The following is a 25,910-nucleotide window of genomic DNA, read 5'->3' as shown; positions in this document are numbered from 1 at the left end:
CTTTCGGTCATAACAGGAGCGCTTTCGGGAGCGCTCCCAACTCTCCGAGAGGGCCAAGTATCCATCACATGATCAAAACGTGTTCTTCAAGGTGAACCTCACCGGGCTCAGCGGTTCTGAGCCCGGTGAAGCGAGCCGTCGGTCACGAGCAGGTGGCGCCGTTGAGGGTGAAGGCCGCCGGCTTGGCGGTGTTCCCGGTGTGGGTGGCCTGGAAGCCGAACGAGGCGGACGCGCCCGGGGCGACCGTGCCGTTGTAGCTCACGTTCCTGGCGGTGACCTGGCCGCTCGCGGGGGAGATCGTGGCGTTCCACACGGAGGTGACCGTCTGGCCCGCGGGGAGCGTGAAGGTCAGCGCCCAGGAGGAGAGCTGGGTGGTGCCGGTGTTCTTGACCGTGACGGCGGCCGTGAAGCCGGTGTTCCAGGTGTTCGTCGTGTACGTGACGCTGCACGCCCCGCCGGGCGGCGGCGTCGGGGTCTGCGGCGGCGTCGTCGGAGTCCCGCCGCCCTGGTCAAGCCCGAAGAACGCGATCACGCGGGCGGCCATCCCGCTCATCGGGAGGTTGTGGCCGACGCCCTGCAGGCTGATGGCCTCGACCGGAGCCATCGTGCCGGTGCCGCCGTACCTGGTCCTGGTCCAGCCGGACTGCGGCTGGTCGGTGCTGCTCGGCGTCTGGCTCAGGCCGTGGACGTTCGTCCACTGCTTGATCTGCTCCTGGAAGTTCGGGTAACGCAGCGTGGAGTCCTCCGTGCCGTGCCACACCTGCATGCGCGGCCGGGCGCCGGTGTAGCCGGGGTACGCGCCGCGTACCAGGTCGCCCCACTGCTGCGGCGTCTTGGCGACCTGGCCGTTGGCGCAGGCGCTGTTCCACATCGACCCGTCCGTGGTGGCGAAGCAGGCGAACGGCACGCCCGCGAACGCGGCTCCGGCCTTGAAGACGTCGGGATAGTCACCCAGCAGGACGTTCGTCATCATGGCGCCCGACGAGGCACCGGTCACGAACGTGCGGTCGGGGTCGGTGGAGTAGCGTTGCTGCACATACCTGACCATGGAGACGATGCCCACAGGGTCGCTGCCGCCGTCGTGCCGCAGCGCCTGCGGCGAGGAGACGTCGAAGCAGGAGCCGCTCCTGGTCGCCGACGGATAGATCACGATGAACTTGTACCTGTCGGCCAGCGAGGCGAACTCCGTGCCTGAGTAGAAGGCCGGGCCCGATCCCGTGCAGTAGTGCACCGCCACCAGGAGGGGCGGGCGGGACCCGACGCCGTCCGGGACGTACAGGTGCATGCGCAGATTGGTCGGGTTCGTACCGAAACCGGTCACCTCCGTCAGCTGCGCCGACGCAGCCGGTGGCGCCATGGCCAGCCCCGCGACGACGAGTGTCACGGCGGTGATCAGGGCACCCGCTATCCGAGCTCTGATGTCCATCGGGTTCCTCTCGTTCGCCTGAAACATTGCGAGTCTGAGACGAAACTTTCAGCAACGCAATCATGGCTGGTCGATGCCTCTGGCAGGAGGGGGATGACCTGCGGTGGAGCGCAATGACAGGACGGCGATCCCATGAAAGTTTCGACTCGTCCCAGCGCAAAAGAAATTTTCTGATGATGCGGCTAGAGAGAAAATTAATTCCCGAATCTTCTTGACCTTGGCCGTTGACGATGGGAAAGCTGTGGCAGGAGAGCCAAAGGTGAAAGGACCCTCATGGTCACAGTCCGCGCCTTCGCGTCCGGTGACGAGGCCTCCCTGGTCGAGGCCTGGAACCGCAGCATGCCAGCCGACCCCACGACCCCCGGCTGGTTCCGCGACTGCGTGCTGCTCGATCCGAACTTCGACCCCGAGGGCTTACGGGTGGCCGTCTCCGACGGGCGGGTGGTCGGCTGCGCGTACGGCGTCCGCAGGCTGACGCCCCTGGCCCCGGGGACCGACCTGGAGCCGGACACCGGGTGGATCCCGTTCTTCTTCGTCGCCCCCGAGCATCGCGGCGGTGGGCTGGGGAGGGGCCTGCTGGGAGAGGCGCTGGCATTCCTTGAGGGCCACGGGCGGACGAAGGTGGATTTTTCGTCGTACACGCCGAACTATGTGCTCCCGGGCGCGGACGCCGAGCTCTACCCCGACGGCTACCGGCTGCTGACCGGGCTCGGCTTCCGGACGCTCTACTCGCCGGTCGCCATGGACAGGACGCTCGTCGGCTACGTGACCCCCGACGAGGTGCACGAGCTGCGTGCCAAGCGCGAGCAGGAGGGGTACGCCTTCCGCAGCCCCGCCGACGGAGAGCTGCCCGAGCTGATCCGCTTCGCGGCCGACGCCTTCAATCCCGACTGGGGCGAGGCGATTCGCCGGCACCGAGACCCCAAGCGCATCGTCATCGCGAAAACAGATCGAATAGTGGGGTTCGCCCTGTACGCGGCCTACCGCGGCATCCCCGAGCGCTTCGGCCCCTTCGGCGTCGACCCCGACCAGCGCGGCACCGGCCTCGGCAAGATCCTCCTCCACCTCACCATGACCATGATGCGCGCCGAAGGGCTCCACTCGTCGTGGTTCCTCTGGACCGGCGAGGCCAGCCCCGCCGGTCGCCTCTACACCAAGGCCGGCTACGCGGTCACCAGGCGGTTCCACGTGATGAGGCGATCGGCATGACGCACGTCCTGGCCATCGGCGCCCACGCGGGCGACCTCGACCTGACGGCGGGCGCGGTGCTCGCCCAGCACGTCCTGCGCGGAGACAAGGCCACGCTCCTCCACCTCACCCTCGGCGAACGCGGCCACCCCCGCATGCCGGTCGCCGACTACGCCAAGCAGAAGCGCGAGGAAGCTGAGACGTTCGCCGGCAGGATCGGAGCGGGCGTGCGCTTCCTGGACTACGAGGACGGCCTGCTGCCCGAGGACGAAGAGGTCAAGATGCGGGTCGGCGACCTCATCAGGGAGCTGCGTCCGGACGTCATCCTGACCCATTGGAGCGCGTCCATCCACAAGGATCACGCCCGTACCCACCGGATCGTCGAGGACGCCCGCTTCTACGGCGGGCTCAAGACGCTCGAACGCGAGCTGCCCGCCCACTGGGCGGGCGAGCTCTACTACGCCGACAACTGGGAGGACGCGGAGGGGTTCGTCCCCGACGTGTTCGTCGAGCTGACGGAGGAGGCGTACGAGCTCTGGTCACAGGCGATCACCGGGTACGCCTACGCCCGGGGCGAGACCTACGGCTTCCCGTACGTCGACTACTACCGCGCGCTGACGATCGTGCGCGGCGCACCAGCCGGATTCGGCCGTGCCCAGGCCTTCGCCGCCCCGAAGGGCTCGCGCGACCTCCGGACGAAGTATTTCGGAAAGGCCACCCCCCAATGAAACGCATTCTCGCAGTACTCGCCGCCTTGGCCGTCGCCGGTTGTTCGAGCGGCGGCTCTCCCGCCAAGAACGGCACGAGCGCGCCGCCGCTGGTGATCCACGCCATCGATGCCGGCATCTTCCAGGAGGACTTCAACCCGTACCACCTCGAAGGCGTGAACTTCGGCACGAGCGGGATGATCCACGAGACCCTCATGTACTTCAACAAGCTCAAGCCCGGAGAGATCACCCCATGGCTGGCTCTGAAGTACGAATGGGCTGACAAGGGCAAGTCGCTCACGTTCACGCTCCGCCAGGGGGTGAAGTGGACCGACGGGCAGCCGTTCACCGCCGACGACGTGGCCTTCACGTTCCAGATGCTGAAGGACCACGCGCAGCTCAACACGTCCGCGCTGGAGATCAAGGACGCGCGGGCGCTGGCTCCGGACAAGGTGCGCGTCGACTTCAAGAGCACCTCGTACGCCAAGCTCTACAACATCGCCGGCGGCTCGCCCATCGTGCCCAAGCACCTGTGGGAGAAGCAGCAGGACCCGGTGACGTTCACCAACTCCAAGCCGGTCGGCACCGGACCGTACAAGTTGTCGAAGTTCTCGGCGCAGCTCTACGAGATGGAGAAGAACCCGTCCTACTGGCAGCCGGGCAAGCCGGAGGTGCCGCTGCTGCGCTTCCCCGCATACACGGCCAATGCCCTGCAGACGGCGCTCCAGCAGGGCGAGGTGGACTGGGCGGGCGCGTTCGTGCCGGACATCCAGAAGATCTTCGTGCAGGGCAAGCCGGAGCAGAACAAGTTCTTCTTCCCGCCAGAGGGCGTCGTGACGCTGCTGCCCAACCTGACCAACCCCGTCCTGGCCAAGCCGGAGGTACGGCAGGCCATCAGCCTCGCCGTCGACCGGGACAAGATCGTGAAGGTGGCCGAGCGCGGCTACACCAAGGTCGCGCACCCGACCGGCGTGCCGATGCCGGGCGGCGAGGCGTACGTGCCGCCGGAGTACAAGGACGCCGCGTTCAAGGTGGACGTCGAGAAGGCCAAGGAGCTGCTCAAGGGCGTCGATCCGGCCCAGCTGAAGTTCACGCTGCTGGTGCCGTCGCCGTTCACCGACTGGGTGAACGCCGCCCAGCTCATCAGGGAGGACCTGGCCAAGGTCGGCATCACGGTCGAGACCAGGGGCGTGGCCTTCCAGGACTGGGTGTCGAAGGTCGGCAAGGGGAACTACGACCTGTCGATCAGGGCCACCCCCTCGGGCCCGACCCCGTACTTCCAGATGCGCCAGATGCTCTTCGGCGGCCTGGCCAAGCCCGTCGGTGAGGCCGCGACCGGCAACTACGAGCGGTGGAAGGACGCCGAGACCGACCGGCTGATCGACGCGTACGCCGCCACCGAGGACCTGGCCGAGCAGCGGCAGGCCACGCAGGGGCTCGCCAAGATCATGGTCGAGAAGCAGCCTGCGCTGCCGCTGTTCTACAGCCCGTCGTGGGCGCAGTACCGGACCAACAAGTACGTCGGCTGGCCGTCCGAGCAGGACCCGTACGCGATGCCGTCGCCGTACACCTCGCCCGACGCGGCCGTGGTGCTGCTGCACCTGAAGCCGGCCACCAAGTGAGGTTCCTGGCCCGGCGGCTCGGCTTCTACCTGCTGACCGCCTGGGCCGCCATCACGCTCAACTTCCTGATCCCCCGGCTCATGCCGGGGGACCCGGTGGAGCTGCTGGTGGCCCGCATGAAAGGCAACGTCGACCCGGCTGCCATCGACGCGATGCGGCGGGCGTTCGGCATCAGCGACGCCAACCTGTGGCAGCAGTACCTGGACTACCTGGGCAATCTCGCACAAGGGGAGCTGGGCCGCTCGATCACCTTCTTCCCCACCGAGGTGTCCGCGGTCATCGCCGACAGCCTGCCGTGGACGGTCGGGCTCGTCGGCGTCGCCACGCTGATCAGCTACCTGGTGGGCACCTCGCTGGGCGTGCTCATGGCGTGGAAGCGGGGCACCTGGCTCGACGGGGTGCTGCCCGCCGCCACGTTCATGCACGCGGTGCCGTACTTCTGGGTGGCGCTGGCGCTCGTGTTCGTCTTCGGGGTGACGCTGCAGTGGTTCCCCGTGTCCAGGGCGTACGGGCTGGAGGTGATGCCCGGCTTCACCGGCGAGTTCGCCGGCAGCGTGGTCTACCACGCGGCGCTGCCCGCGGTGACGATCGTGGTCGCGTCCATGGCGGACCGGATCCTCGGCATGCGCAACGTCATGGTGACCACGCTCGGCGAGGACTACGTGGTGATGGCCGAGGCCAAGGGGCTGACCTCCAGGAGGGTCATGTGGGCGTACGCGGCCCGCAACGCGATCCTGCCCAACATCACCAGCTTCGCCCTGTCGCTCGGCTTCGTCGTCGGCGGATCCGTGCTGACCGAGATCGTCTTCTCGTACCCAGGGATCGGGTCGATGCTCCTCAAAGGTGTCGAGAACGAGGACTTCCCGCTCATGCAGGGCATCTTCCTCGTCATCTCGCTGGCCGTGCTCGTCGCCAACTTCCTGGCCGACCTGGCGTACGTGGTGCTCGACCCGCGTACCAGGCAGGAGTCCGAATGAAGATCAAGATCGGTGCCGGGATCCTCGTCTTCTTCACGCTGATGGCCGTCTTCGGCCCGCTGCTCATCGGCGCCGACCCCGCAGCGACCAGCGACGACGGGCTCCAGGGCCCGTCGGCCGCGCACTGGCTGGGCACCACGCAGACCGGGCAGGACATCCTCACCCAGATCGTGTACGGCGCCCGCGTCTCGATGGGCGTCGGCCTGCTGTCGGCGGTCATCGCCAACGTGTTCGCGGTCGCGGTCGGCCTGGTCGGCGGCTACCTGGGCGGCGCCGTGGACGAAGTGTTGTCCGTGCTCACCAACATCTTCCTGGTGCTGCCCGCCCTGCCCCTGATCATCGTGCTGGCCGGCTACCTGCCGCAGCGCGGCGTCGCGTCCGTGGCCGTGGTGATCGCGGTCACCGGCTGGGCCTGGGGCGCGCGGGTGCTGCGGGCCCAGACCCTGTCCGTACGGCGCCGCGACTTCGTCCAGGCCGCGCGGGCGAGCGGGGAGGGGGCGTTCCGGATCATCTTCTTCGAGATTTTGCCCGTGCTGCTGCCCGTCATCGCCACCAGCTTCCTGGCCACCGTGGTCGCGGCGATCCTGGCCGAGGCCGGGCTGTCGTTCCTGGGCCTCGCCGACCTGTCCACCGTGAGCTGGGGCAGCATGCTCTACTTCGCACAGAACGGGCAGGCGCTGCTCATCGGGGCATGGTGGTGGTTCATCCCGCCCGGGCTGTGCATCGCGCTCATCGGCACCGGGCTCGCGCTGGTGAACTTCGGCATCGACGAGATCGCCAACCCCCGCCTGCGAACGGTCAAAACGGTCAAGGTGAAGGCCCGCACATGAACGTTCTGGAGATCCGCGACCTGAGTGTCGACTACCTGTCCGGCAGCGGCGCCGTGCACGCCGTCGCCGGCGTCTCGCTCGACCTGCGGCGCGGCGAGATCCTCGGTCTGGCGGGCGAGAGCGGCAGCGGCAAGTCCACGCTGGCCAACGCCGTCGCCCGGCTGCTGCGCCCGCCCGCCGCGATCACCTCGGGCTCGGTCGTCTACCGCCGCCAGGACGGCTCGTCCGTGGACGTGCTCGGCCTCGGCAAAAGGGAGCTGCGGGCCTTCCGCTGGAAGGAGCTGGCCGTCGTCTTCCAGAGCGCCATGAACTCGCTCAACCCGGTCAGCACCGTCGGCGCCCAGATCGACGACGTCCTGCGCATCCACGCTCCGGGACTGTCCCGCAAGCACCGCACCGAGAAGGCGGTCGAGCTGCTGCAACGCGTCGGCATCAGCGCCGACAGGCGCCGCTCGTACCCCCACGAGCTGTCCGGCGGCATGCGGCAGCGCGCGGCCATCGCCATCGCGCTCGCGCTCAACCCCGAGATCATCGTCATGGACGAGCCGACCACCGCGCTCGACGTGGTGGTCCAGCGCGACATCCTCCACGAGATCAGGGCGCTCAGGGAGGAGTACGGCTTCGCGGTGGTGTTCATCACGCACGACCTGTCGTTGCTGATGGAGATCTCCGACAGGATCGCCATCATGTACGCGGGCCGGGTCGTGGAGACCGGCAGCGCCAAGGCCATGCACAAGTCGCCGCGCCACCCGTACACGCTGGGCCTGCTCCGCTCGTTCCCGCGCCTGCACGGGCCGCGCGAGCAGCTCCTGGGCATCCCCGGCACCCCGCCCGACCTGAGGTCGCTGCCGCCGGGATGCGCGTTCCATCCGCGTTGCGGGCAGGCCGTGGCGGAGTGCTCCTCGGTCCTGCCCGCGTTCGAGGGCGATGTCGCGTGCCTGCTGAACGGCGGCCGTGGTCTGGAGGATGCATCGTGATCGTTCTGGAGGGCCGTAACCTCACCAAGCACTTCACCGCCGCCCGCGGCCCCCGTGGCCGCCTCGGCAGACGGCCGCCGGTGCGGGCCGTGGAGGACGTGTCGATCGCGCTGCGCGCCGGGACGGTGTCGGCGCTGGTGGGGGAGAGCGGCTGCGGCAAGAGCACGGTGGCGCGGCTGCTCGCGCAGGTGTATCCGGCCACGTCGGGCGAGGTGCTGCTGCGCGGCGAGCCGGTGCGCGCCCATCGCGGGGCGGCGTTCAGGGACTACCGGCGGCAGGTGCAGCTCATCTTCCAGGACCCGTTCGCCTCGCTGAACCCCTTCCACCGGGTGCGCTACCACCTGGCCAGGCCGCTGCGCATCCACGGACACGTCCGCTCGGCCGCGCACGAACAGGAACAGGTCGCCGAGCTGCTCGAACGCGTCAGCCTCACGCCGGTCGAGCAGTTCATGGACAAGCTGCCGCACGAGCTGTCCGGCGGCCAGCGGCAGCGGGTGGCCATCGCACGGGCGCTGGCGGTGCGGCCCGTCGCGCTGATCGCCGACGAGCCCGTGTCCATGCTGGACGTGTCGATCAGGCTCGGCGTGCTGCGGCTGCTGGAAGGGCTGGCCGAGGAGAGCGGGCTGGCGCTGCTGTACATCACGCACGACATCGCCAGTGCCCGGTACTTCGCGCAGGACATCACGGTCATGTACGCCGGGCGGCTGATCGAGAGCGGGCCGAGCGAGGCGCTCACGCAGTCGGCGCGGCACCCGTACACGCAGCTGCTCCTGGAGTCGGCGCCGGACCCCGACCGGGTGACCCCGCCCGAGGCCACGCGGCACGGCGAGCCGCCCAGCCTGATCGCCCCGCCGGGCGGGTGCCGGTTCCATCCGCGCTGCCCGGTGGCGCTGCCGGTGTGCTCGGAGGAGGCGCCCGGGCGTACCGAGCTGGGGGAGGGCCGCTGGACGCACTGCTGGCAGGCCCACGTCGGCGCGGCTCAGACGGGACGGTAGCGGGCGGCGAGTTCTGCGGCGGTGGCCGCCATGCGCTCGCGCAGCTCGGCAGGGGCCAGCACCTCGACATCCGTGCCCAGCCGGAGGAACTCGGCGAGCGCGTGCTCGATCGACTCGATCGGCACGGTGACCCGCGTCCACCCCTCCTCGTCCGGCGGCTCCGCACTCTCGCCGGCCGCCGCCACCACGCCGCGGGTCATGAGGTCGGCCAGGCGCTCCAGGCCGCGCGGCGACAGCCGCACCACCGCCTCGCCCCACCGCAGCCGGGCCTCGAACTCGGCCAGGTACCCCTGCCAGTAGGCCGCGAGGTCGAAGCCGCCGGGCCGGGTGAAGCGCTCGGGGAGCGGGTGCAGGTCGAGGATCTGGGAGACGCGGTAGGTACGCACGTCCTCGCCCGCCCGCGCGACGAGATACCACCGTCCGGCCTTGACGACCAGCCCGTACGGGTCGAGCCGCCGCTCCACCTCCTGGGGCGCCTTCCAGCGGCGGTACCTGACCTGGACGCGGCGCTCGTTCCAGACGGCGTCGGCCACGGCGGGCAGGTAGGTCACCGGCTCCTGGTCGCGGTACCAGGTGGGCGCGTCCAGGTGGAAGCGCTCCTGGATGCGCCCCGCGCGGTCGCGGAGCTCGACGGGCAGCGCGGCCATCAGCTTGAGCTGCGCGGCCGTCACCACCGCGCCCAGCCCCAGCTCGGCCGCGGGACCGGGCAGGCCGGCCAGGAACAGGGACTCGGCCTCGTCGGGGGTCAGTCCGGTGAGCCTGGTGCGGTAGCCGTCGAGCAGCTGGTAGCCGCCCTTCGGGCCCGCGTCGCCGTAGAGGGGGATGCCGGCGGCGTGGAGCGACTCGACGTCGCGGTAGATGGTGCGTACGGAGACCTCCAGCCGGTCGGCCAGCTCCTGCGCGGTCATCCGGCCGCGCGTCTGCAGGAGCAGGAGGATCGACACCAGGCGGGAAGCACGCATATTCACTGACACTACCTGTCAGTGAATACGCCTTAGGTTCGGCGGCATGAACGATTTCGACTTCTTCGCCGGCCACTGGAACGTCGCCAACCGCAAGCTCGTGAAGGTGCTCGCCGGCAGCGACGAATGGGACGAGTTCCCCGGTTACTCGGTGGCCACCCGGCACTTCGACGGGGCGGCCAGCTTCGACGAGGTCACGTTCCCGACCAAGGGGTTCAGCGGGCTGACCGTACGCGTGTTCAACCGCGAGACGCGGCAGTGGTCCATCTACTGGGCCAGCAGTTCGAGGGGCGTGCTCGACACCAGGCCCATGGTGGGGGCGTTCGAGGGGAACCGGGGCGAGTTCTACGGCGAGGAGACCCATGAGGGCGGGCCGGTGCGGTGCCGGTTCATCTGGACGGTGAACGGACCGGACGCGGCCCGCTGGGAGCAGGCGTTCTCGGCGGACGGCGGGCAGACGTGGGAGACGAACTGGACGATGGACTTCAGCCGGGCGTGAGTGCGATCCCCGTCTGGAGCGCGCGCGGGGCGGCGTCGGCGCTGGCGCGTCCCCACAGGACCGCCGCCACGGCGATGGCCGCGATCAGCAGCACGAGCGCGCCGGCCACGACCGCCCACCACCAGGCGGATCTCGGCGGCTTGGCCTCGTAGAGGGGCACGTCGGGCAGCATGTCCGGCGTGTACGGGAGCCGCCGCGTGGACGGCGGCTCCTGCGGCCCCCGCGCGGGACCCTGCCGTTGCGGCGGCGGAGTGCCCGGACGGGGAGGCTGGGTCGGGCGGGGGTAGCGGTGCCTGATCGTCTCCAGGGGATCCTGTCCCCGGGGGTCAGGCTGCTCTCGAGTCATGGTCTCCTCAGGAACGGCTGCGGAGTTTCGGAGCTTGCCCAGCCATTGTCACACTTGGCCGGCGGACCCGTCCCGTGACTCCTCAGCCCTGGCCCCCGCCGTAGGGCTGCTGCGGCGGGTTCTGCCAGCCGGGCTGCTGCTGCTGGAACGGCTGCTGCTGCTGCTCCTGCCAGTTCGGCGAGTGCTGCTGCCAGCCGGGTCCCTGAGGCCCCTGCGGCGGCTGGGCGGGCTGGCTCGGCTTCCGGCGGGCGACCACGGCCCAGATCAGCAGGCCCGTGCCGCTCGCGTGGAGGACCAGGGAGATCAGGTTCGTGATGAAGATGGTCGCTCCGAAGGGGCTGTCCATCGACGGGTACACCACGTAGGCCGTGAAGGCGTTGAACGCCACTCCAACCAGGAGCAGGATGCACCCGAACATGCCGATCAAGGCGGCGGAACCGTGGTTGCGCCTGCCCATCGCGGTCACGGCGATGCCGGCGAGCAGCAGGACGGCCCATACGCCATAGTTGAGAATGCCGCCGATCACGGACTGGAACATCAAGGAACTCCGATCGGGGGTAGAAAAGCGGACTCGACGACGTTACGGGGATTCGCGGAGGTCTTCCACTGCCCTGCTGATCGAATTCAGGTCCAGCGGGCCCTGGTAGCGCACGCCGTTCAGGAAGAGTGTGGGGGTGCCGCGCACCCCGCTGTCCCGTCCGGACTCCTGGTGGCGGGCGATCCGCGCGGTGTGGTCCGACACGTCCGCCCAGGGGCTGACGTCCAGCTCGGCGGCGTAGTGCTCGAGGTCGGCGTCGGTGAGGAAGCGCTGGTTGTCGAAGAGGATGTCGTGCATCTCCCAGAACCTCCCCCGGTCTGCCGCCGCCTCGGACACGATCGCGGCGGCCGTGGCCCGCGGGTGCAGCGTCGGCAGCGGGTAATGCCGGAAAACCAGCCGTATATCGGGATTCTTGGTACGGAGCTCCTCCAGGATCGGGTGCAGCCGCCCGCAGTACGGGCACTCGAAGTCCCCGTACTCCACGATCGTCACCGCGGCGTCCGCGGGTCCCCGCACATGATCCCTGGGCCCGACCGGCACGGTGAGCCTGTCGGGCAGCTCCTCGGTGGGCTCGGCCTCGGGCGGCGCGCACACCCCGCCCCGGTCCCACGCCAGCCGGAAGATCACCCAGCCCATCGCGGCGGACAGCAGCGAGCCCGCCAGAATGCCGATCTTGGCCTGGGTGCGGATGACCGGATCGTCGGCGAAGGCCAGGTCCACGATGAACAGCGCCACCGTGAACCCGATCCCGGAGACGGCCGCGCCGCCCAGCAGCTGCCCCCACACCAGGTTCCCCGGCAGGATCCCCCACTTGAACCGCAGCGGTATCCACGTGCCGAGGGAGATCCCGGCGAACTTGCCCAGCACCAGGCCGAGCGCCACGCCGATGGAGACGGGTGAGGTGACGGCGGCCCGCAGGCTCTCGCCGTCGAGCGGCACCCCGGCGTTGGCCAGGGCGAAGACCGGCACGATCACGTAGCTGCTCCACGGATGCAGCCGCAGCTGGAGCCGCTCGTTGACGGAGACGGCGCGCTGGACCCGCCGCGCGGCCTCCCTGGCCGCCTGCGCGCTCGGCTCGCTGGTGAACTCCTGCACGGCCTCGCCGGCGAGCAGCAGCTTGTGGTCGGTGGGCGCGTAGACGAAGACCAGGATGCCAAGGGCGATGCCGACCAGCGTCGGGTGGATCCCGCTTTCGAGGGTGGCCACCCAGAGCGAGAACCCCAGCACGATGTAGGCGGGCGCCCGCCAGATCTTCAGCCACCGCAGGGTCACGATGGCGGCGAGCAGCAGGGCGGCGGTGATGAGCGCGGGGACGGCGATGCTGGCCGTGTAGAAGATCGCGATGATCATGATCGCCAGCACGTCGTCCACGATGGCCAGCGTCAGCAGGAACGCCCGGAGCGGATCGGGGCAGCGGGCGCCGACGACGGCCAGCACGCCCAGCACGAACGCGGTGTCGGTGGCGATCGGCACGCCCCACCCGCCCGCGCCGGGACCGCCGGCGTTGAGCAGGAGGTAGATGCCGGCTGGGACCAGCATCCCGCCGAACGCCGCGACCGCGGGCACGGCGATGAGCCGCCGGTCCCTGAGCTGCCCGAGCCGCACCTCGTACGAGACCTCGAGCCCGATGAGGAAGAAGAAGACGGTCATGAGGCCGTCGTTGACCCAGTGCCGCAGGTCCAGCGAGAACTCGGCGTCCCCGAAGGAGATCCCCATCTGCGTGTGCCAGAACGCGTCGTAGGTGCCGCCCCACGGCGAGTTGGCCCAGAGCAGGGCGAGGACCGTGGCGATCAGCAGCACGCTCGTGCTGCCTGCCTCGGTCCTCAGGAACGCCCGCAACATCTCAGATCTCCCCCCGAAGACCCAGCGGAGGCATCCGATCCTATGGGCTCCGGAAGAACAGATAAAACGCCGCATCCCGGGCAAGCAGGAACCCGACGATGGCAAGCCCCCAGCTCAGGGCCGACGCCGCGTGCTTGCTCATCCAGGCTCGCAGGCGCTCCAGCTTCGGCTCCAGCCAGGCTCCCGCGACGCCGCGCAGCGCCATGAGCACCAGCGGCGGCAGGATCATGACCAGCACGTACGCGGCCAGCACCGGCAGCCATTGCCCGGCGGGCAGCTCCGAGGTGGTCATGATGCCGATGGCGGCGAGGTAGGGCACCATCGTGGCCACCTCCAGCGCCCCGGCGGTCAGCCCCAGCAGCACCATCACCCGGGGACCGCCCACCCGCGGCTCGAAGCGCCGCTCCGGCTTGCCCAGCTTCGCGCACCGCTTGGGATCGAACCGGAAGCTCAGCGCGAACAGCCCGACCCCGAGCACGAGCTGCACCCAGTACGCGGGACCGCTGCGCAGCACGTCGCCGAAGCGCTCCATCGCCGTGGACAGCCCCAGCATGAGCGCGACCCCCACCAGGAAGTAGAACACCGCCAGGGTGGCGAGGTAGATCGGCAGCCCCGCTCGCTCTGTGCCCGTCCGAGGGGTCAGCAGCAGGAAGATGGGGATGCCGAGAGTGCCGAAGCTGGTGCTGTCGACGAGCGCCAGGGCGGCGAGGGTGACCAGCAGTCCGATCGTCATGCCACGATCTTGCTGCCTCCGGGCCGGTGCCCGCCTCCTCCGCCGGGCTGAACCCGGCGTACACACTTCTTCGCACCCTGGCATGGACGACGGGAATCTTTGCAGGTGGTTTGGGGTTATGAAAAGGGATTGACTGACCAAACAGGCCAGCCTCGCAAACGCCGTTGGCGGAGGTTCTCATGAAGGCATGGTCACGCTGGCAGGACTGGGTAACCCTGGTCGCCGGCCTCTACGCGGCACTCTCCCCGATCTGGACCCCAAGCGCCTCGGGCGCCGGGATGTCCCTGATCGTGCTGGGTGTCCTCATCGCGCTCACCTCGCTCGCGTCGCTCGCCAGGCCAGGTCTGGTCGCGACCGAGTGGCTGAACACGCTCTGGGGCGTGCTCATGTTCGTCGCCCCATGGGTCATGACCTACACCCAGGAGCGCGGCGCGTCGTGGACGTCCTGGATCGTGGGCGTCGTCACGGTGGTGCTCAGCCTGACCGCGGTGCCCGCCAGCCGGGCGGCACACCGCCGTGTGCTCCCGCACTAGTCACTCACCGAAAGGCCGGGCCACGAACGGGCCCGGCCTTTCAGCTGCGCGGTCCTACAGGTTGCGGAGGTACGCCAGCGACGGCGCGAAGAAGTACTCGCCGCCCTTCATCGTCACCGTCTGAGCCACCTGCGTCTGCGGGGTGGACATCTCCGGCTTGCCCCACACCTTGGGGAAGGTCACCTTGATGTCCCGCTCGCCCTGCCCGATGACCGGATCGTGGCCGGTCGCCGGGTTGAGGAAGTCGGGGTTGTTCGCCCACGACTGCTGGGTGAACTCGAACTGGCTGAGCAGGCTCCCGTTGAACGCCATGAACAGCAGCCCCACCTCACCGCTCGGCCGGGTCTCCGGCGGCGAGTCGTCCCACGGCTCGTCGGTGCGCTCCCCGTACGTCTGCCCGCGCCGTGCCATGAGCACCTCGCGCCCGAACGAGCGGGGGTTGGTCTTCCTGATGTGCCCGCTGAACGGGCACTTGGTTCCCTCGTCGTCGCCGTCGAACGTGAAGTCGTTGTTCACCGGCCCGCCGGCCGCCTTCGGCTTGCTGGTCACGGGAGTGCCGTCCTTGAACCGGCCGACGAGCATCGCGCCCGCCCGGTCGCGGTCGGCGCCGACCAGGCCGAGGCTGTCCGCCAGGTCCCGCTCGACCTCCTTGAACGCCCGCACGTTCTGCTCCAGCTTCCTGAACACCAGATAGCTGCCGTGGTGACGGCTGGGGTTCGGCGCGAACGGGTCGGGCACGAGGACGTTGCTGAGCGGGAACGCCGGGTTCCAGTGCTTCTTCGGCTCCTTGTCCACCTCGTCCTTCACGAACAGCGGCTGGCTGCGGCCGTCCACGTACCCGAAGTGCTCGATGCCGTCGCCGGCGGGGTTGCGCATGCCCTGCCCGGTCTCCTCGCCGAGCAGCCGCGCGCTCTCCGGCAGTGCGCCGAGGATCTCCTCGCGCAGCGCCGCCACCGGCCCCGGCTCCGCGTCGCCGATCAGGATGACGGCGTGGATCTCCCGCTGGTACGTGCGCTCCCACTCCTCCACCTTCGGGTCGTTGACCTCCGCGATGCGCCGCTTCATGCCGTCACGGAAGACTTTGTCCCCGAACTTGCGTACCTCCTCGACCGAGTGGCCGAGGTCGCGGTATCCGGCCTTGCTGATGCCGATGCCCACGTACGGCGTGCCGCGGCGGCCCTTCGCGCCGAAGTCGCGCACCTCCTCCAGGTGCTTGCGCGCCGACTTCATCTTGGTGGTCGCGACGTGCCGCAGAAACGCCCTCCCCTCCTTGACGTCGTTGAACCTGACGAACAGCACGGACAGGTGCTCGCGCACGTGTGCGCGCAGGATGTTCGGCTGGAGATTGTCGAGCATCGCCTTGGTGTCCGCGTCGAGCTTGGCCGAGTCCCAGGCCAGAGGTTGTGCGTTGTTCAGGTCGACAGGCATTGCCGAGTCCCTTTCCCCGTTTCGATGTTGAAATCGGGCCCCCTGACGCGCCGCACGAGGAATGTTTCTCGTGAATCCCCGTATGTTCATAAGCGCCCCACTTATACGACTCGCGAGAACGCGAGAAAGTTTCCCCAAAAGGGGCCAGTTGGATTTCCCGATTCAGGGCGATCTACTGCGGACGCGGTATCCGCGCCGCCTCCCCAGGGACGATTACGCGGCTACCGCCCGATGCGACGGTGGACCCCATGGACGCACTCCGCAGGGCTCTGGGCCGGCTGTCGCTGCTCTACGCGCTGATCTTCCTCTGTTTCGCGCTGATGCACGCCGGGATCGCGTTCGGCCCGGTGGCCGAGCCGGTGATCGTGCCGGCCGCGATCGTGGAGACGCTGTGCGCGGGGGCCATGCTCGCCGGGGCGTACGGCGTGCTGGCCGGGCGGACCTGGGCGTGGGACGGGCTGATCTACAGTCACGCGGCCGCGCTGGCCGGGGTGCTGCTGGGGATCCTGGCGCTGGCGCTCGGGGCGGGCCCGGCGAGCGCGCTGCTCGGCTGGTATCACAGCGCGATGGCGGCCGTGCTCGCCGCCGGGCTGGCGGGATCCTTCTACGTCTCCAGGGTCCGCAGGTAGTCGGCGGCCTCGTCGATGTGGTCCTCGGTGAAGACGCGGATGCCGTTCAGCTCAAGCAGGGCCGTCGTGACGCCCTGCCCCGGGCTGCGCCGGCCCGTGAACGTGCCGTCGTAGACCGACAGCGCGCCGCACGACGGGCTGCCCTCCTTCAGCACCGCCAGCCGGACGCCGGACGACCGCGCCACCGCGAGCGCCGACTCGGCGCCCGCCACGAACTCGGCCGTGACGTCCGACCCGTCGCTCGCCAGCACGCGGGCGGCGCCGGACAGGACGGCCGCGCCGCCCGCGCCGCCCTCGATCTCCGCGGCCGGGCGCGGGATCGGCAGCCCGCCCGCCACCTCCGGGCAGTGCGGCACCAGGCGGCCCTCCTCGCGCCACGTGGCCAGCCGGGCGTCCGCGCTGGTCTTGGCGCGGCCGTCGTAGCGCACCCGGCGGCCCATCAGGCAGGCGCTGACGAGGATCCTCTCCATGCTTTCGATCCTATGAGCGCTGTCGGCACCAGCGAGACGGCCGCCAGCGCGATCGCGACGCCGAACGCGTACACCAGCGTCTCACCGATCCACCCTCCCCAGCACGACCTTGGGGTCCTGCTGGCCAGCGCCCGGAGGGACCCGCACCAACGGACCGGCACCGACTGCCCCGCGCAGCGCACCGGCACCAGGACGGGACAACGATCAGCACACCCACCAGGGGACATCAACCACGCGGCACGGCATTGGGCGCAGGCTTCCACCTCCACGTCCATGCCTCCCCTCTTCGGTGGGAAACGATCCCTGTCACTATGCCCGACGCAGGATCGCCCAGCTGATCAGAGACGCTCCCGACCGACCAGACCGAGGTCCTCGACGGCATCGAGCGGGCGCTCCCCGGGAAGTAGACCGCCGCCCCCTGGGGATAGCCTTGGCCCCGATGAACACCGTCGTCTCCACGATCGTCATCGTCGCCTCGCTGCTGCTCATGCTGGCGAGCCTGGTGGTCGCGATCCGCAACCGGCCGATGGGCATGGTCCTGCTGGTCGGGTTCGCCGTGCTCGAGGTGGCGATCCTCGTCCAGGCGGGCTTCGTGATCGCGGCGGTGGCCGGGGGCGAAGGGCCCGACGAGAAGGTCACCTTGTTCGGCTACATTGCCGGGCAGGTGGTGATCCCGCCCGCCGGGGTGTTCCTGGCGCTGGCCGAGCGGAGCAGGTGGGGGTCGGCGATCCTGGTCGTGGCCGGGTTCGCGATCGCGGTGATGACGGGCCGGCTGCTGCAGATCTGGCAGGGGGGCGCGTGACCACCTCCATCAGCACCGGTCCCGGGCGTGCCCTGATCGCGGTCTACGGGCTGTTCTCGCTGGCCGCCGGGGCCCGTGCGGCCGTCCAGATCGTGAGCAAGTTCGACGAGGCGCCCGTGGCGTACTCGCTGTCGGCCTTCGCGGCCGCCGTCTACATCGCGCTCACCGTGGCGCTCTGGCGCGGGGCCCGCCGCTTCGCCCTGGTGGCCCTGGGCATCGAGCTGGTGGGCGTGCTGGTCATCGGCACGCTGAGCCTGCTCGACCCGGCCGCCTTCCCCGACGAGACGGTCTGGTCGGCGTACGGCAAGGGCTATGTCTTCATCCCGCTCGTGCTCCCTGTAGTGGGCCTCTACTGGGTCCTGCGGCGCAGGCGTTAGCTCGCGGAGTGCTCGGGCAGTGGAACCTGCCATGAGTACGATCGAACATTCAGTGGACGTCGAGGTCCCCGTCAGGGTGGCCTACAACCAGTGGACCCAGTTCGAGAGCTTCCCCGAATTCATGGAGGGCGTGGAGTCGGTCAAGCAGATCGGGGACACGCGTACGGCCTGGGTGGCGGAGATCGCCGGGGTCAGGCGGGAGTTCGAGGCCGAGATCACGGAGCAGCACCCGGACGAGCGGGTCGCCTGGCGTTCCCTCGACAAACCGCATCACGCGGGCGTGGTGACCTTCCACCGCCTCGACGACTCGAGGACCCGCGTCACGCTGCAGATGGAGTACGACCCGGAGGGCTTCGTGGAGACGGCGGGGGACTGGCTGCAGCTCGTCCGCCTGCGCGTGGTCAACGACGTGACACGCTTCAAGCAGTTCATCGAGTCACGCGGCCGCGAGACCGGCGGCTGGCGCGGCGACGTCCCGGGCCCGCACCAGCGCGGCTCGACGTACGACGACTCCACCCAGCCGACTCCGCCCGGCGGGCCGGGCGGCGGCCAGGACGTGCCGCCCGGCACCGTGGGCGGCGGGAACCACCGGCCCGGTGGCACCCTCCCACCGCCCGGCCCGGTCCCGCCCCGCCCCGAGCCCCCGGGGGGCGCCGGTCCGGTCCTGTGACCTGACCCGACGGCCGGCCGGGACGGCACCCCCGCCAGCCCGGCCGCGCCACTTCCCCTCAATCACGCCATAGGACATCAATCCCTCAGCAGACCGGACGGCCAGGAATAAACGGCCATTACGGTCCTGTTAACATGGCGATTCGTCCTATGACTTGATGAGTGGAGGACCAGCCCCACATGAGCGTGCTCGCCCAGGAGGCTCGCCGCAGCAACACCGGACCTCTCGCCTGGCTCCTCGTGCTGGGGATCGTCCTCGCCGCACTCAACCTCCGCACCGCCGTAACCAGCGTAGGACCTCTGCTCGACCAGCTGACGGGCGCGCTGGGCATGTCGAGTGTCGGCACCGGACTGCTCACCACCCTGCCCGTGCTCGCCTTCGCCAGCGTCGGCGCGATCACGCCCACCCTGGCCAGGCGCGTCGGCGAGCACCGCCTGCTGCTGCTCGCCCTCGTCACTCTGGGCGCCGGCATGCTGGTCAGGTCGCTGGTGGACTCGGCCCCGGTGTTCCTGGTGAGCAGCGCCGTCGCGCTCTCCGGTGGCGCGGTCGGAAACGTGCTCATCCCGACGCTGATCAAGCGCCACTTTCCGGCCCGTACCGGGATCATGACCACCGTCTACACCACGGCCCTGGCGGCGGGCACCATGCTGGCCGCCGCCGCGACCGTGCCCATCGAGCGCGCGTCAGGCGACTGGCACATCGCGCTCGGCGTGTGGGCGGCCCTGGCCGCCGTCGCCGCCATTCCGTGGCTTGCGCTTCTGCGCAGTGAGCCGGAGCGGGACACGGGCGGCCGGGACGCGGGCATCCGCAGCCTCCTGCGGAGCAGGCTGGCGTGGATGGTCGCGATCTACTTCGGCACGCAGTCGCTGATCGCGTACGTCATGTTCGGCTGGCTCGCCACCATCCTCACCGACAGCGGGTTCACCACCTCGCAGGCCGGGGTGATCCTCGGCGTGTTCACCGCGCTGAACATCCCCGTCTCGATCGCCGTCCCCATGATCGCTTCCCGCTTCGGCGACCAGCGCCCGGTCGTGGTAGGGCTGGTGGCGTTCTACGCGGCCGGGTTCCTCGGGCTGTGGCTCGGGCCCGCCGACCTGGCGCTGGTGTGGGTGGTGCTCATCGCCGTGGGCATGGGGTCGTTCCCGCTGGCGCTGGTGATGTTGGCCCTGCGCACCCGTACGCCCGAGGCCACGGCCGCGCTGTCGGCGTTCGGACAGAGCGCGGGCTACCTGATCGCCGGCGCCGGTCCGCTCCTCGTCGGCGTGCTGCACGACGTGACCGGCGGGTGGGCGCTGCCGTTCACGCTGCTCTTCGTGGTGCTGCTCGCCCAGCTCCTCACCGGCCTGTACGCGGGCCGCAACCGCTACCTGGAGGACGAGCACGCGGCCCCTGCGAGGATGCACGGGTGAAAACCACGCTCGTCACCTTCCCCGACGGCCGGACCAGAGGCCGTTCCCAGATCGTCGGGACCGTGCCGGTGGGGGACCGGCACGGTCTCGTCGTCGCCGAGACGCCGTTCCACCCCCTCAACCACGCCTGGCCCGACCAGCCCGCCGACCGGGGCACGATCGGGGGCCTGCCGGTGATCGACTGTGTGACAGGGGCCCAGTCGAGCACCGGCGAGGTCCTCGTCGGCGAGTCCATTCCGGTGCGGCGCGGCACCGAGGGCCGGCAGTGGCTCGTGGTCCACGTCACCGAGGAGCCGCTGCCCGTGGGGGCGGAAGTGGAGCTCGAGGTGGACGCCGATTTCCGGGCGGCGGTCTCGGCCGGTCACACCGTCTGCCACCTGGCCGCCCTCGCCCTGAACTCCGCCCTGGCCGACCGCTGGCGCAAGGAGACGGCGCCGGACCCGCTCGGCCGCCCCGACTTCGACCACGCGGCGATCGTCTCGTCGCGGATCGCCCCGCACGGGAGCGTGGACGTCTATCGCCTGGGCAAGTCCCTGCGCAAGAAGGGCTTCTCCGCCGACGGGGTGGACTTCGAGAAGGTCGCCCGGCAGGCGAACGAGCAGCTCGCGGCATGGGTGGCCGCCGACGCGCCGGTCTGGCTGGACATTCAGGGGCCGGAGCTGACCGATCGCCGTACGTGGCACTGCTCGCTGCCGGACGGCGAGGCGTCCATGGCGTGCGGTGGCACCCACGTCACGAGCACGGCCGAGCTGGGCCGGGTCGAGGTCGCGCTCACGCTGGACGAGGCGACTCTGACCATGCGCACCACCTGCGGCCTGCCGGACCGGCGGATCTGATCGGTTCCGTCAGCATATGTTGACAAGCGGGTGCTTGTCAGCGCATGCTGACGTCATGGAAGTCACCGAGCTGGCCGAGGCGGCCGCCGATCGCGATCCAGGGGTGGGGCTGGCGGCCGTGGCCGCGCTCAGGACCCTGCTGGAGGAGCTCGAGGCGACGCACGTGTCGAACGCCCGCGCCCAGGGGTGGTCCTGGGAGCAGATCGCCGACGCGCTGGGGGTCCGGCGGCAGTCGGCTCATCGCAAGCATGCTCGCAGGACGGGGAGGTAGCCGCGTGTTCGCCAGGTTCACCGAGGATGCCCGCAGGGCCGTGGTCAAGGCGGGGATGCTCGCGCTCGACGCGGGGCGCTCCGCGCTCGACGCCGATCTGATGCTGCTGGGGGTGGCCGAGGTGCGGCCGTTCTCCCTGCGGTCCTTCACCGTCTCCGCCGCCGACGTGCGGGCGCGGGTGGACGTGGGCGACGCACGTTCGCTGCTGGCCACGCTCGGGATCGACCTCGACGCCGTGCACCGCCGCACCAGGGCGGGCCTGGACGCGCCCGGGTTGTGGGCCCTGCGGCGGTCACGGGTGCGGCCGTTGCGGGTGACCCTGTACGGGCCGCTGGGCGAGATCCCGCTGGCCATGCACGCCAGGAAGGCGATCGAGGTGGCCATGTGGCGGCCCGGGCCCGTCACGGGGCAGTGCCTGCTGTGGGGCCTGCTCGCCGACCACACGAACGGTGCCGCCGCGATCCTCAGGGACGCGGGGGTGGACCTCTCCGCGCTGGTACGCGAAGCCCGCATGCCTGCCAGGCGCACCGCCTGACCCGCGTCCCCGCATGCCTCAGACGGGCTGCAGGTGGGAGATCTTCTCCGGATTCGCGATGAGGTAGATCGTGTCGATCTTCTCGTCGGAGATCAGCAGCGAGGCGACCGTGATCACCCGTCCCCCCGCGGAGATGACCATCGCAGGGGCGTTGTTCATGGTCGCCACCCCGAAGGAGAGGTCCGAAATGCCCGCCATGCCGATCGAGGCCATGAAGCTCGCGATGTTGGCGGGAGAGTTGATCGACACCAGCCACCGGCTGACGTTGTCGACGCCGGTGATGACCCGGAGCGCGGCCCGTGCCTTGCCGCCGCCGTCGCTGACCATCGTGACCTCGCTCGCGAACAGCTTGATCAGCCCGTCGATGTCGCCGCCGGCGGCGGCGTCGATGAACCGCTCGGTGATCCGCCTGCGCTCGTCCCTGTCCACGTCGAACCGGGGCCGCCGCTCCCGAACGTGGTCCCGCGCCCGCCGCGCCAGCTGCCTGGTCGCCGGCTCGGCCCGCCCGATGATCTCCGCGATCTCGGAGAACGGCAGGTCGAACGCCTCCCGCAACACGAACACGGCCCGCTCGAGCGGCGAGAGCGTCTCCAGCACCAGGAGCAGCGCCAGCTCCACCGACTCGGCCAGCTCGGCCCGCTCGGCCCCGTCGGGCGCGGTGCTGATCGGCTCGGGCAGCCACGGCCCGACGTACGACTCCCGCCGCGACTTCGCCCACCGCAACCGGTCGATGGCCAGCCGCGAGGTCACCCTGACCAGGTACGCCTTCGGATCGTCGACGGCCTCCTGGTCCACTCCCGACCAGCGCAACCACGTCTCCTGCACGACGTCCTCGGCGTCGGCGACGCTGCCGAGGATCCGGTACGCGACGCCGGTCAGCAGGCTCCGGTGCTCCTCAAAGGTCGGCATAAACCCATAGACCTACCACAGCGCCTCGGCGTGACACGAGGGCTCCGGAACTCCTATACACTTGGTGATCGCAAGGGGCTATAGCGCAGTTGGTAGCGCGCCTCCATGGCATGGAGGAGGTCTGGGGTTCGAATCCCCATAGCTCCACCCCACATGAACGCCCGGGCCTGGTGCCCGGGCTTTCTGTTTCGGGTCAGCGCTCGGAGTCGTACAGAGCTGTCTCGGCGCGATCGGGCGGCTCGAAGATGGTGGCCCACTCCTCGAGCATGGCCCGGCTCACCGGCACCGTGCCCCAGCCGCCGCTCGCGTTGCGTGCTTCCAGCCGGCGATGCAGCTCCTCCAGCGGGGCACCGAGATAGCGCAGCTCGACGGCGGCGCCCAGGGCGCGGGCGGCCAGTCGCAGCTCGTCGCGTTCGGCGCGCGACCAGAAGCCGTACTCCAGGATGACGGTCTGGCCGAGCCTCAGCAGCTCCCGCGCGTGCTCCCAGAGCAGTCGCTCCAGCCGGGCGCGTGCCTCCGAGTCGTGGGGGTCGATGCCGAGGCCCGCGAGCCACTCGTCGGGGCACAGCCGGACCGCCGGGAGCTCGGCGGCCAGGCGCTTGGCGTGCGTCGTCTTGCCCGAGCCGGGCAGACCGCACAGCAGGATCAACCGGCCCGCACCCATGTCCGCCCCCGAATCCCGTGGCCCAATAAGCTCAATTGCAGCAACCTATGCCGAGGAGTCCCATAATTGGTGATCATCTCTCAGGAGACCACGTTCGACGAGGCCGAGCTTTACCGGCTGTACGACTCTGTGGGCTGGAAGCCCTGGACGCAGGACATCGCCAAGGTGCGCCGGAGCCTGGCGAACTCGCACCTGGTCATCGCCGCCAGGGACGAGGCAGGGCAGCTGCTCGGCCTGGCGCGCACGGTGTCCGATGACGAGATCGTCTGCTACGTGCAGGAGGTGCTGGTCGACAAGGAGCACCACGGCCAGGGGATCGGGCGGCGGCTCATGGAGCACCTGATGGAGCGGTACGCGCATTGCCGGTACTTCGTGCTGACCACCGACCACGAATCCACGACTGAAGGGCCCGCCAACCACGCCTTCTACCGGCGGATGGGCCTGATCGAGCACCACGAGCAGGGGCTGTCCGCCTTCGGGACGAGGGTTCACAATCCCTGAGCCAGCAGGCGGCTGAGGGTTTCCGGGAGTGAGTCGCGGTTCTCCGGCGTCACTGTGATCAGCTCTGCCCCGGCGAAGTCCTTCAGCGAGGGCCGGGTGCGCTGGTGGACCGTGGCCACGACCGCGAGGTCGGCCTTGAAGAGCGCCGCGCAGCGCGGCAGGAACGCGGGCGACAGCAGCTCCATGGGGCCGATCTCGTCGACGAGCGCTACCGCGCCGCGCGCGGCCAGCGCCCGGTCCAGGGCCGGCAGCGCGACGCGCTCGAACTCGGGCACGTTGACGGCGTACCGCCCGATCCTGGGCCCCGACGCCCAGGAGACGTGCGCCATCACCGCCTGGTCCCCGCCGAACTCCGCCACCACGAAACCCACCCGGTGCCCGTGCTCGCGTACCTCGTCGCTGAGGAACCCGCGCACCGGCACCCCCGCCGCCCCGAGCAGCGAGGCGAGGCGGCGGATGACGGTGGTCTTGCCCGCGCGGGGCGGGGCGGTGAGCAGGATGTGCGGCCTGGACACAGGTCCAGGATCGCAGACTGTCACTTCCCGAGCATGTCCAGGTAGTGCTGGTTGTACATGATGCCGAGGACGTTGCCGAACGGATCGGTCACGGACGCGGTGACGAACCCCTCGCCCCGCTTCGTGATCGGCTCGTACTCCTTGGCGCCCATGGCGAGCAGGCGCTCGAAAGCGGCCTCGACGTCGTCCACGTGCCAGTGCATGATCGCGCCCCCGGGCCGCTCCGTGGCGCCCGCCGGGGCGTAGCGGCTGTCGATGATGCCCAGCTCGTGCTGGTAGTCGCCGAGGCGCCACTCGATGTAGCCGCCCGGGACCTGGTAGTACGGCTCGAGCCCGAGCAGCTCGGTGTACCAGGCCTTGGCCGCCTCGAGGTCGGCTGCGTAGAAGTTGAGGGTGGCGAATCCGCGGAGCATCTGTCTGGTCCTTTCTTGCCGGTGATGTCATTGATTCTTCCTGCCAAAGTGCTCATCAAATGAGCACTTTTCCGGGGAGAATTTCTGACCATGCGAGCCGATCGACTTGTCGCCGTCCTGCTGCTCATGCAGGCCCGTGGCCGGGTGACCGCGGCCGAGCTGGCCACGGAGCTGGAAGTGTCCGTGGCCACCGCGCGCCGCGACCTCGAAGCGCTGTCCGCCGCCGGCATCCCGGTCTATCCGCAGGCCGGGCGCGGGGGCGGCTGGTCGCTGCTGGGCGGCGCCAGGACCGACCTCAGCGGCCTCACCGCGAACGAGGCCCAGGCGCTGTTCCTGCTGGCGGGGCCGGCCGCGTCCGCCGCGCCCGAGGTCAAGTCCGCGCTGCGCAAGCTGCTGCGCGCCCTGCCCCAGACGTTCAGGGCCGACGCCGAGGCCGCCGCGGACGCCGTGGTGGTCGACCCCGCCCCCTGGGGTGAGCGCGATCGTGACCGCCCCGAGCTGGTGGAGGTCCTGCAGAGCGCCACCGTACGGCGCCGCAAGGTCAGGCTCGTGTACGAGGGCCGCTCCCGCGAACGCACCCACCGCCTGGTCGATCCCTGGGGCCTGGTGGACAAGGACGACGTCTGGTACCTGGTGGCCGGCACGGAGGCCGGGCAGCGCACGTTCCGGGTGGACCGGATCGCCGGGGCAGCCGTGACGGAGCTGACCTTCGAACGGCCGGAGGGGTTCGAGCTGTCGCAGGCGTGGGGGAAGGTCGTGGACGAGATGGAGCGGCGGCGCTCGTTGGTCACCGCGACCGTGCTCATCGCCGAGCGGTTCCTGCCGGTGCTGCGCTCGCACTTCGGCCGCCACTGCGAGGTCGTGGAGACCGAGCGGGACGGGCGGGTCAGGGTGCGGGTGGCGGCGCCGATGGCGTTGACGATCGCCGAGCAGCTGGCCGGGTGGGGCTCGCGGGTCGAGGTCGTGGAGCCGGATGAGGTGCGGTCCCAGCTGGCCAGGATCGGGTCCGAGCTCGTCGAGCGCTACCGCGACCAGGAAAAGGCGCGGGCCGGAGGCTCTCGCCGTCCGGCCCGCGCTATGTCAGACGGTCAGTGACCGGCCTAGTGCCTCGGATAGTGCCGGCCGCCGAACGACTTGCCGACGTGGAAGCCGCCGGGCAGGCGTACGGAGACGTGACGGCGGCCGTCGGGAGTGGTGGTGACGTGGAAGCGCCGGTTGCCGAAACTGTGACTGACGCCGTGTCGCGATAGGTTGATCCGGAACGGTCCGACTTTGATGGTCTTTCGGTAATGCCAGCCCATGTCCC

32 protein-coding genes and 1 tRNA gene are annotated in these 25,910 nt (G+C 70.0%); 20 read left to right on the top strand and 13 right to left on the bottom strand.

Annotated features, from left to right (window positions below; all coding sequences use genetic code 11):
- Positions 1 to 142: 142 nt before the first annotated feature.
- Positions 143 to 1,426 carry a PHB depolymerase family esterase gene (locus ACIBVN_RS47405; protein WP_397147166.1) on the bottom strand — a complete coding sequence of 428 codons (1,284 nt, stop codon included), beginning with the start codon at positions 1,424 to 1,426 and terminating at the stop codon, positions 143 to 145.
- A 273-nt stretch (positions 1,427 to 1,699) separates the two neighbouring features.
- Here ACIBVN_RS47405 and ACIBVN_RS47400 point away from each other — a divergent pair, with 273 nt between their 5' ends.
- The 7 genes from ACIBVN_RS47400 to ACIBVN_RS47370 are packed head-to-tail and all read left to right on the top strand — an operon-like array spanning position 1,700 to position 8,722.
- Positions 1,700 to 2,635 (top strand): GNAT family N-acetyltransferase, encoded by a 936-nt coding sequence (locus ACIBVN_RS47400; protein ID WP_397147164.1) that lies wholly within the window; start codon positions 1,700 to 1,702, stop codon positions 2,633 to 2,635.
- Positions 2,632 to 3,342, top strand: a complete 711-nt coding sequence (locus ACIBVN_RS47395; protein WP_397147162.1) for a PIG-L deacetylase family protein — start codon at positions 2,632 to 2,634, stop codon at positions 3,340 to 3,342. The genes ACIBVN_RS47400 and ACIBVN_RS47395 overlap by 4 nt, the downstream gene beginning before the upstream one ends.
- Entirely contained in the window at positions 3,339 to 4,943 is a 1,605-nt protein-coding gene (locus ACIBVN_RS47390; protein WP_397147160.1) for an ABC transporter substrate-binding protein, read from the top strand. The genes ACIBVN_RS47395 and ACIBVN_RS47390 overlap by 4 nt, the downstream gene beginning before the upstream one ends.
- On the top strand, positions 4,940 to 5,920 hold the full coding sequence (locus tag ACIBVN_RS47385; protein ID WP_397147158.1) for an ABC transporter permease: 981 nt from the start codon (positions 4,940 to 4,942) through the stop codon (positions 5,918 to 5,920). Before ACIBVN_RS47390 ends, ACIBVN_RS47385 begins: the two co-directional genes overlap by 4 nt.
- On the top strand, positions 5,917 to 6,750 hold the full coding sequence (locus ACIBVN_RS47380) for an ABC transporter permease (RefSeq protein WP_349451883.1): 834 nt from the start codon (positions 5,917 to 5,919) through the stop codon (positions 6,748 to 6,750). The genes ACIBVN_RS47385 and ACIBVN_RS47380 overlap by 4 nt, the downstream gene beginning before the upstream one ends.
- Positions 6,747 to 7,727: an ABC transporter ATP-binding protein gene (locus tag ACIBVN_RS47375; RefSeq protein ID WP_397147156.1), complete on the top strand. Its 981-nt coding sequence runs from the start codon at positions 6,747 to 6,749 to the stop codon at positions 7,725 to 7,727. The genes ACIBVN_RS47380 and ACIBVN_RS47375 overlap by 4 nt, the downstream gene beginning before the upstream one ends.
- Positions 7,724 to 8,722: an ABC transporter ATP-binding protein gene (locus ACIBVN_RS47370; RefSeq protein ID WP_397147154.1), complete on the top strand. Its 999-nt coding sequence runs from the start codon at positions 7,724 to 7,726 to the stop codon at positions 8,720 to 8,722. The genes ACIBVN_RS47375 and ACIBVN_RS47370 overlap by 4 nt, the downstream gene beginning before the upstream one ends.
- On the opposite strand, the gene ACIBVN_RS47365 is transcribed toward ACIBVN_RS47370, so the two are convergent.
- Positions 8,707 to 9,684: a helix-turn-helix transcriptional regulator gene (locus ACIBVN_RS47365; protein WP_397147152.1), complete on the bottom strand. Its 978-nt coding sequence runs from the start codon at positions 9,682 to 9,684 to the stop codon at positions 8,707 to 8,709. The genes ACIBVN_RS47370 and ACIBVN_RS47365 overlap by 16 nt on opposite strands.
- Positions 9,685 to 9,730: 46 nt before the next feature.
- Between ACIBVN_RS47365 and ACIBVN_RS47360 the strand changes: the two genes are divergently transcribed.
- Complete coding sequence (locus ACIBVN_RS47360; RefSeq protein ID WP_397147150.1) at positions 9,731 to 10,183, top strand: hypothetical protein; 453 nt, start codon at positions 9,731 to 9,733, stop codon at positions 10,181 to 10,183.
- Here ACIBVN_RS47360 and ACIBVN_RS47355 read toward each other — a convergent pair.
- The 4 genes from ACIBVN_RS47355 to ACIBVN_RS47340 all read right to left on the bottom strand — a co-directional run bounded on the left by ACIBVN_RS47355 (position 10,170) and on the right by ACIBVN_RS47340 (position 13,642).
- Positions 10,170 to 10,529: a hypothetical protein gene (locus ACIBVN_RS47355; protein WP_397147148.1), complete on the bottom strand. Its 360-nt coding sequence runs from the start codon at positions 10,527 to 10,529 to the stop codon at positions 10,170 to 10,172. The genes ACIBVN_RS47360 and ACIBVN_RS47355 overlap by 14 nt on opposite strands.
- A gap of 82 nt (positions 10,530 to 10,611) precedes the next feature.
- On the bottom strand, positions 10,612 to 11,067 hold the full coding sequence (locus ACIBVN_RS47350) for a hypothetical protein (protein ID WP_397147146.1): 456 nt from the start codon (positions 11,065 to 11,067) through the stop codon (positions 10,612 to 10,614).
- A 42-nt stretch (positions 11,068 to 11,109) separates the two neighbouring features.
- On the bottom strand, positions 11,110 to 12,909 hold the full coding sequence (gene nhaA / locus ACIBVN_RS47345) for a Na+/H+ antiporter NhaA (protein ID WP_397147144.1): 1,800 nt from the start codon (positions 12,907 to 12,909) through the stop codon (positions 11,110 to 11,112).
- A gap of 40 nt (positions 12,910 to 12,949) precedes the next feature.
- Complete coding sequence (locus ACIBVN_RS47340; protein ID WP_397147142.1) at positions 12,950 to 13,642, bottom strand: GAP family protein; 693 nt, start codon at positions 13,640 to 13,642, stop codon at positions 12,950 to 12,952.
- Positions 13,643 to 13,821: 179 nt separating this feature from the next.
- Here ACIBVN_RS47340 and ACIBVN_RS47335 point away from each other — a divergent pair, with 179 nt between their 5' ends.
- Entirely contained in the window at positions 13,822 to 14,175 is a 354-nt protein-coding gene (locus ACIBVN_RS47335; RefSeq protein WP_397147140.1) for an SPW repeat protein, read from the top strand.
- 54 nt (positions 14,176 to 14,229) lie between these two features.
- Here the strand turns inward: ACIBVN_RS47335 and ACIBVN_RS47330 are convergent, their stop codons facing one another.
- Positions 14,230 to 15,603: a Dyp-type peroxidase gene (locus tag ACIBVN_RS47330; RefSeq protein WP_397147138.1), complete on the bottom strand. Its 1,374-nt coding sequence runs from the start codon at positions 15,601 to 15,603 to the stop codon at positions 14,230 to 14,232.
- Between the two features lie 248 nt (positions 15,604 to 15,851).
- Here ACIBVN_RS47330 and ACIBVN_RS47325 point away from each other — a divergent pair, with 248 nt between their 5' ends.
- Positions 15,852 to 16,232, top strand: a complete 381-nt coding sequence (locus ACIBVN_RS47325; RefSeq protein WP_397147136.1) for a hypothetical protein — start codon at positions 15,852 to 15,854, stop codon at positions 16,230 to 16,232.
- Here the strand turns inward: ACIBVN_RS47325 and ACIBVN_RS47320 are convergent.
- Positions 16,208 to 16,702, bottom strand: coding sequence for a DUF523 domain-containing protein (locus tag ACIBVN_RS47320; protein WP_397147134.1), 495 nt, complete (start codon positions 16,700 to 16,702; stop codon positions 16,208 to 16,210). The two genes, ACIBVN_RS47325 and ACIBVN_RS47320, sit on opposite strands and share 25 nt — an antisense overlap.
- 439 nt (positions 16,703 to 17,141) lie before the next feature.
- Between ACIBVN_RS47320 and ACIBVN_RS47315 the strand changes: the two genes are divergently transcribed.
- The 7 genes from ACIBVN_RS47315 to ACIBVN_RS47285 all read left to right on the top strand — a co-directional run bounded on the left by ACIBVN_RS47315 (position 17,142) and on the right by ACIBVN_RS47285 (position 21,602).
- Positions 17,142 to 17,504, top strand: coding sequence for a hypothetical protein (locus ACIBVN_RS47315; protein WP_397147132.1), 363 nt, complete (start codon positions 17,142 to 17,144; stop codon positions 17,502 to 17,504).
- On the top strand, positions 17,501 to 17,881 hold the full coding sequence (locus ACIBVN_RS47310) for a hypothetical protein (RefSeq protein ID WP_397147130.1): 381 nt from the start codon (positions 17,501 to 17,503) through the stop codon (positions 17,879 to 17,881). Before ACIBVN_RS47315 ends, ACIBVN_RS47310 begins: the two co-directional genes overlap by 4 nt.
- A gap of 31 nt (positions 17,882 to 17,912) precedes the next feature.
- Positions 17,913 to 18,551 carry an SRPBCC family protein gene (locus ACIBVN_RS47305; RefSeq protein WP_397147128.1) on the top strand — a complete coding sequence of 213 codons (639 nt, stop codon included), beginning with the start codon at positions 17,913 to 17,915 and terminating at the stop codon, positions 18,549 to 18,551.
- A 161-nt stretch (positions 18,552 to 18,712) separates the two neighbouring features.
- Entirely contained in the window at positions 18,713 to 19,960 is a 1,248-nt protein-coding gene (locus ACIBVN_RS47300; RefSeq protein ID WP_397147126.1) for a CynX/NimT family MFS transporter, read from the top strand.
- Positions 19,957 to 20,796, top strand: a complete 840-nt coding sequence (locus ACIBVN_RS47295) for a metal-dependent hydrolase (protein ID WP_397147124.1) — start codon at positions 19,957 to 19,959, stop codon at positions 20,794 to 20,796. The genes ACIBVN_RS47300 and ACIBVN_RS47295 overlap by 4 nt, the downstream gene beginning before the upstream one ends.
- Positions 20,797 to 20,851: 55 nt before the next feature.
- Positions 20,852 to 21,067 (top strand): helix-turn-helix domain-containing protein, encoded by a 216-nt coding sequence (locus tag ACIBVN_RS47290; RefSeq protein ID WP_349451864.1) that lies wholly within the window; start codon positions 20,852 to 20,854, stop codon positions 21,065 to 21,067.
- Between the two features lie 4 nt (positions 21,068 to 21,071).
- Positions 21,072 to 21,602: a Clp protease N-terminal domain-containing protein gene (locus tag ACIBVN_RS47285; RefSeq protein ID WP_397147122.1), complete on the top strand. Its 531-nt coding sequence runs from the start codon at positions 21,072 to 21,074 to the stop codon at positions 21,600 to 21,602.
- Positions 21,603 to 21,620: 18 nt separating this feature from the next.
- Here ACIBVN_RS47285 and ACIBVN_RS47280 read toward each other — a convergent pair whose 3' ends face one another.
- Positions 21,621 to 22,511 carry an RNA polymerase sigma-70 factor gene (locus ACIBVN_RS47280; protein ID WP_397147120.1) on the bottom strand — a complete coding sequence of 297 codons (891 nt, stop codon included), beginning with the start codon at positions 22,509 to 22,511 and terminating at the stop codon, positions 21,621 to 21,623.
- A 74-nt stretch (positions 22,512 to 22,585) separates the two neighbouring features.
- On the opposite strand from ACIBVN_RS47280, the gene ACIBVN_RS47275 reads away from it, so the two are divergent.
- Positions 22,586 to 22,658 (top strand) — tRNA-Ala (locus tag ACIBVN_RS47275).
- Positions 22,659 to 22,704: 46 nt separating this feature from the next.
- Here ACIBVN_RS47275 and ACIBVN_RS47270 read toward each other — a convergent pair.
- Positions 22,705 to 23,175, bottom strand: a complete 471-nt coding sequence (locus ACIBVN_RS47270) for an AAA family ATPase (RefSeq protein ID WP_397147118.1) — start codon at positions 23,173 to 23,175, stop codon at positions 22,705 to 22,707.
- 69 nt (positions 23,176 to 23,244) lie between these two features.
- Between ACIBVN_RS47270 and ACIBVN_RS47265 the strand changes: the two genes are divergently transcribed.
- Entirely contained in the window at positions 23,245 to 23,676 is a 432-nt protein-coding gene (locus tag ACIBVN_RS47265) for a GNAT family N-acetyltransferase (RefSeq protein WP_397147116.1), read from the top strand.
- On the opposite strand, the gene ACIBVN_RS47260 is transcribed toward ACIBVN_RS47265, so the two are convergent.
- Together ACIBVN_RS47260 and ACIBVN_RS47255 are read right to left on the bottom strand one after the other, a co-directional pair.
- A complete protein-coding gene (locus tag ACIBVN_RS47260) occupies positions 23,664 to 24,191 on the bottom strand; it encodes a nucleoside-triphosphatase (RefSeq protein ID WP_397147114.1) in 528 nt (175 codons plus the stop codon). The two genes, ACIBVN_RS47265 and ACIBVN_RS47260, sit on opposite strands and share 13 nt — an antisense overlap.
- A 20-nt stretch (positions 24,192 to 24,211) precedes the next feature.
- The gene (locus ACIBVN_RS47255; protein ID WP_397147112.1) at positions 24,212 to 24,604 is read right to left on the bottom strand and encodes a VOC family protein; all 393 of its coding nucleotides are present in this window, start codon (positions 24,602 to 24,604) and stop codon (positions 24,212 to 24,214) included.
- A 90-nt stretch (positions 24,605 to 24,694) separates the two neighbouring features.
- Here ACIBVN_RS47255 and ACIBVN_RS47250 point away from each other — a divergent pair, with 90 nt between their 5' ends.
- Positions 24,695 to 25,699, top strand: coding sequence for a helix-turn-helix transcriptional regulator (locus tag ACIBVN_RS47250; RefSeq protein WP_397147110.1), 1,005 nt, complete (start codon positions 24,695 to 24,697; stop codon positions 25,697 to 25,699).
- Between the two features lie 5 nt (positions 25,700 to 25,704).
- Here the strand turns inward: ACIBVN_RS47250 and ACIBVN_RS47245 are convergent, their stop codons facing one another.
- Positions 25,705 to 25,905, bottom strand: coding sequence for a DUF4236 domain-containing protein (locus tag ACIBVN_RS47245; RefSeq protein ID WP_397147108.1), 201 nt, complete (start codon positions 25,903 to 25,905; stop codon positions 25,705 to 25,707).
- Positions 25,906 to 25,910 lie beyond the last annotated feature (5 nt).

It is taken from the genome of Nonomuraea sp. NPDC049400 (genome assembly GCF_044466425.1).
In the GTDB taxonomy this organism is placed as follows: domain Bacteria; phylum Actinomycetota; class Actinomycetes; order Streptosporangiales; family Streptosporangiaceae; genus Nonomuraea.
This window is presented reverse-complemented; position numbering and strand designations above follow the sequence as displayed.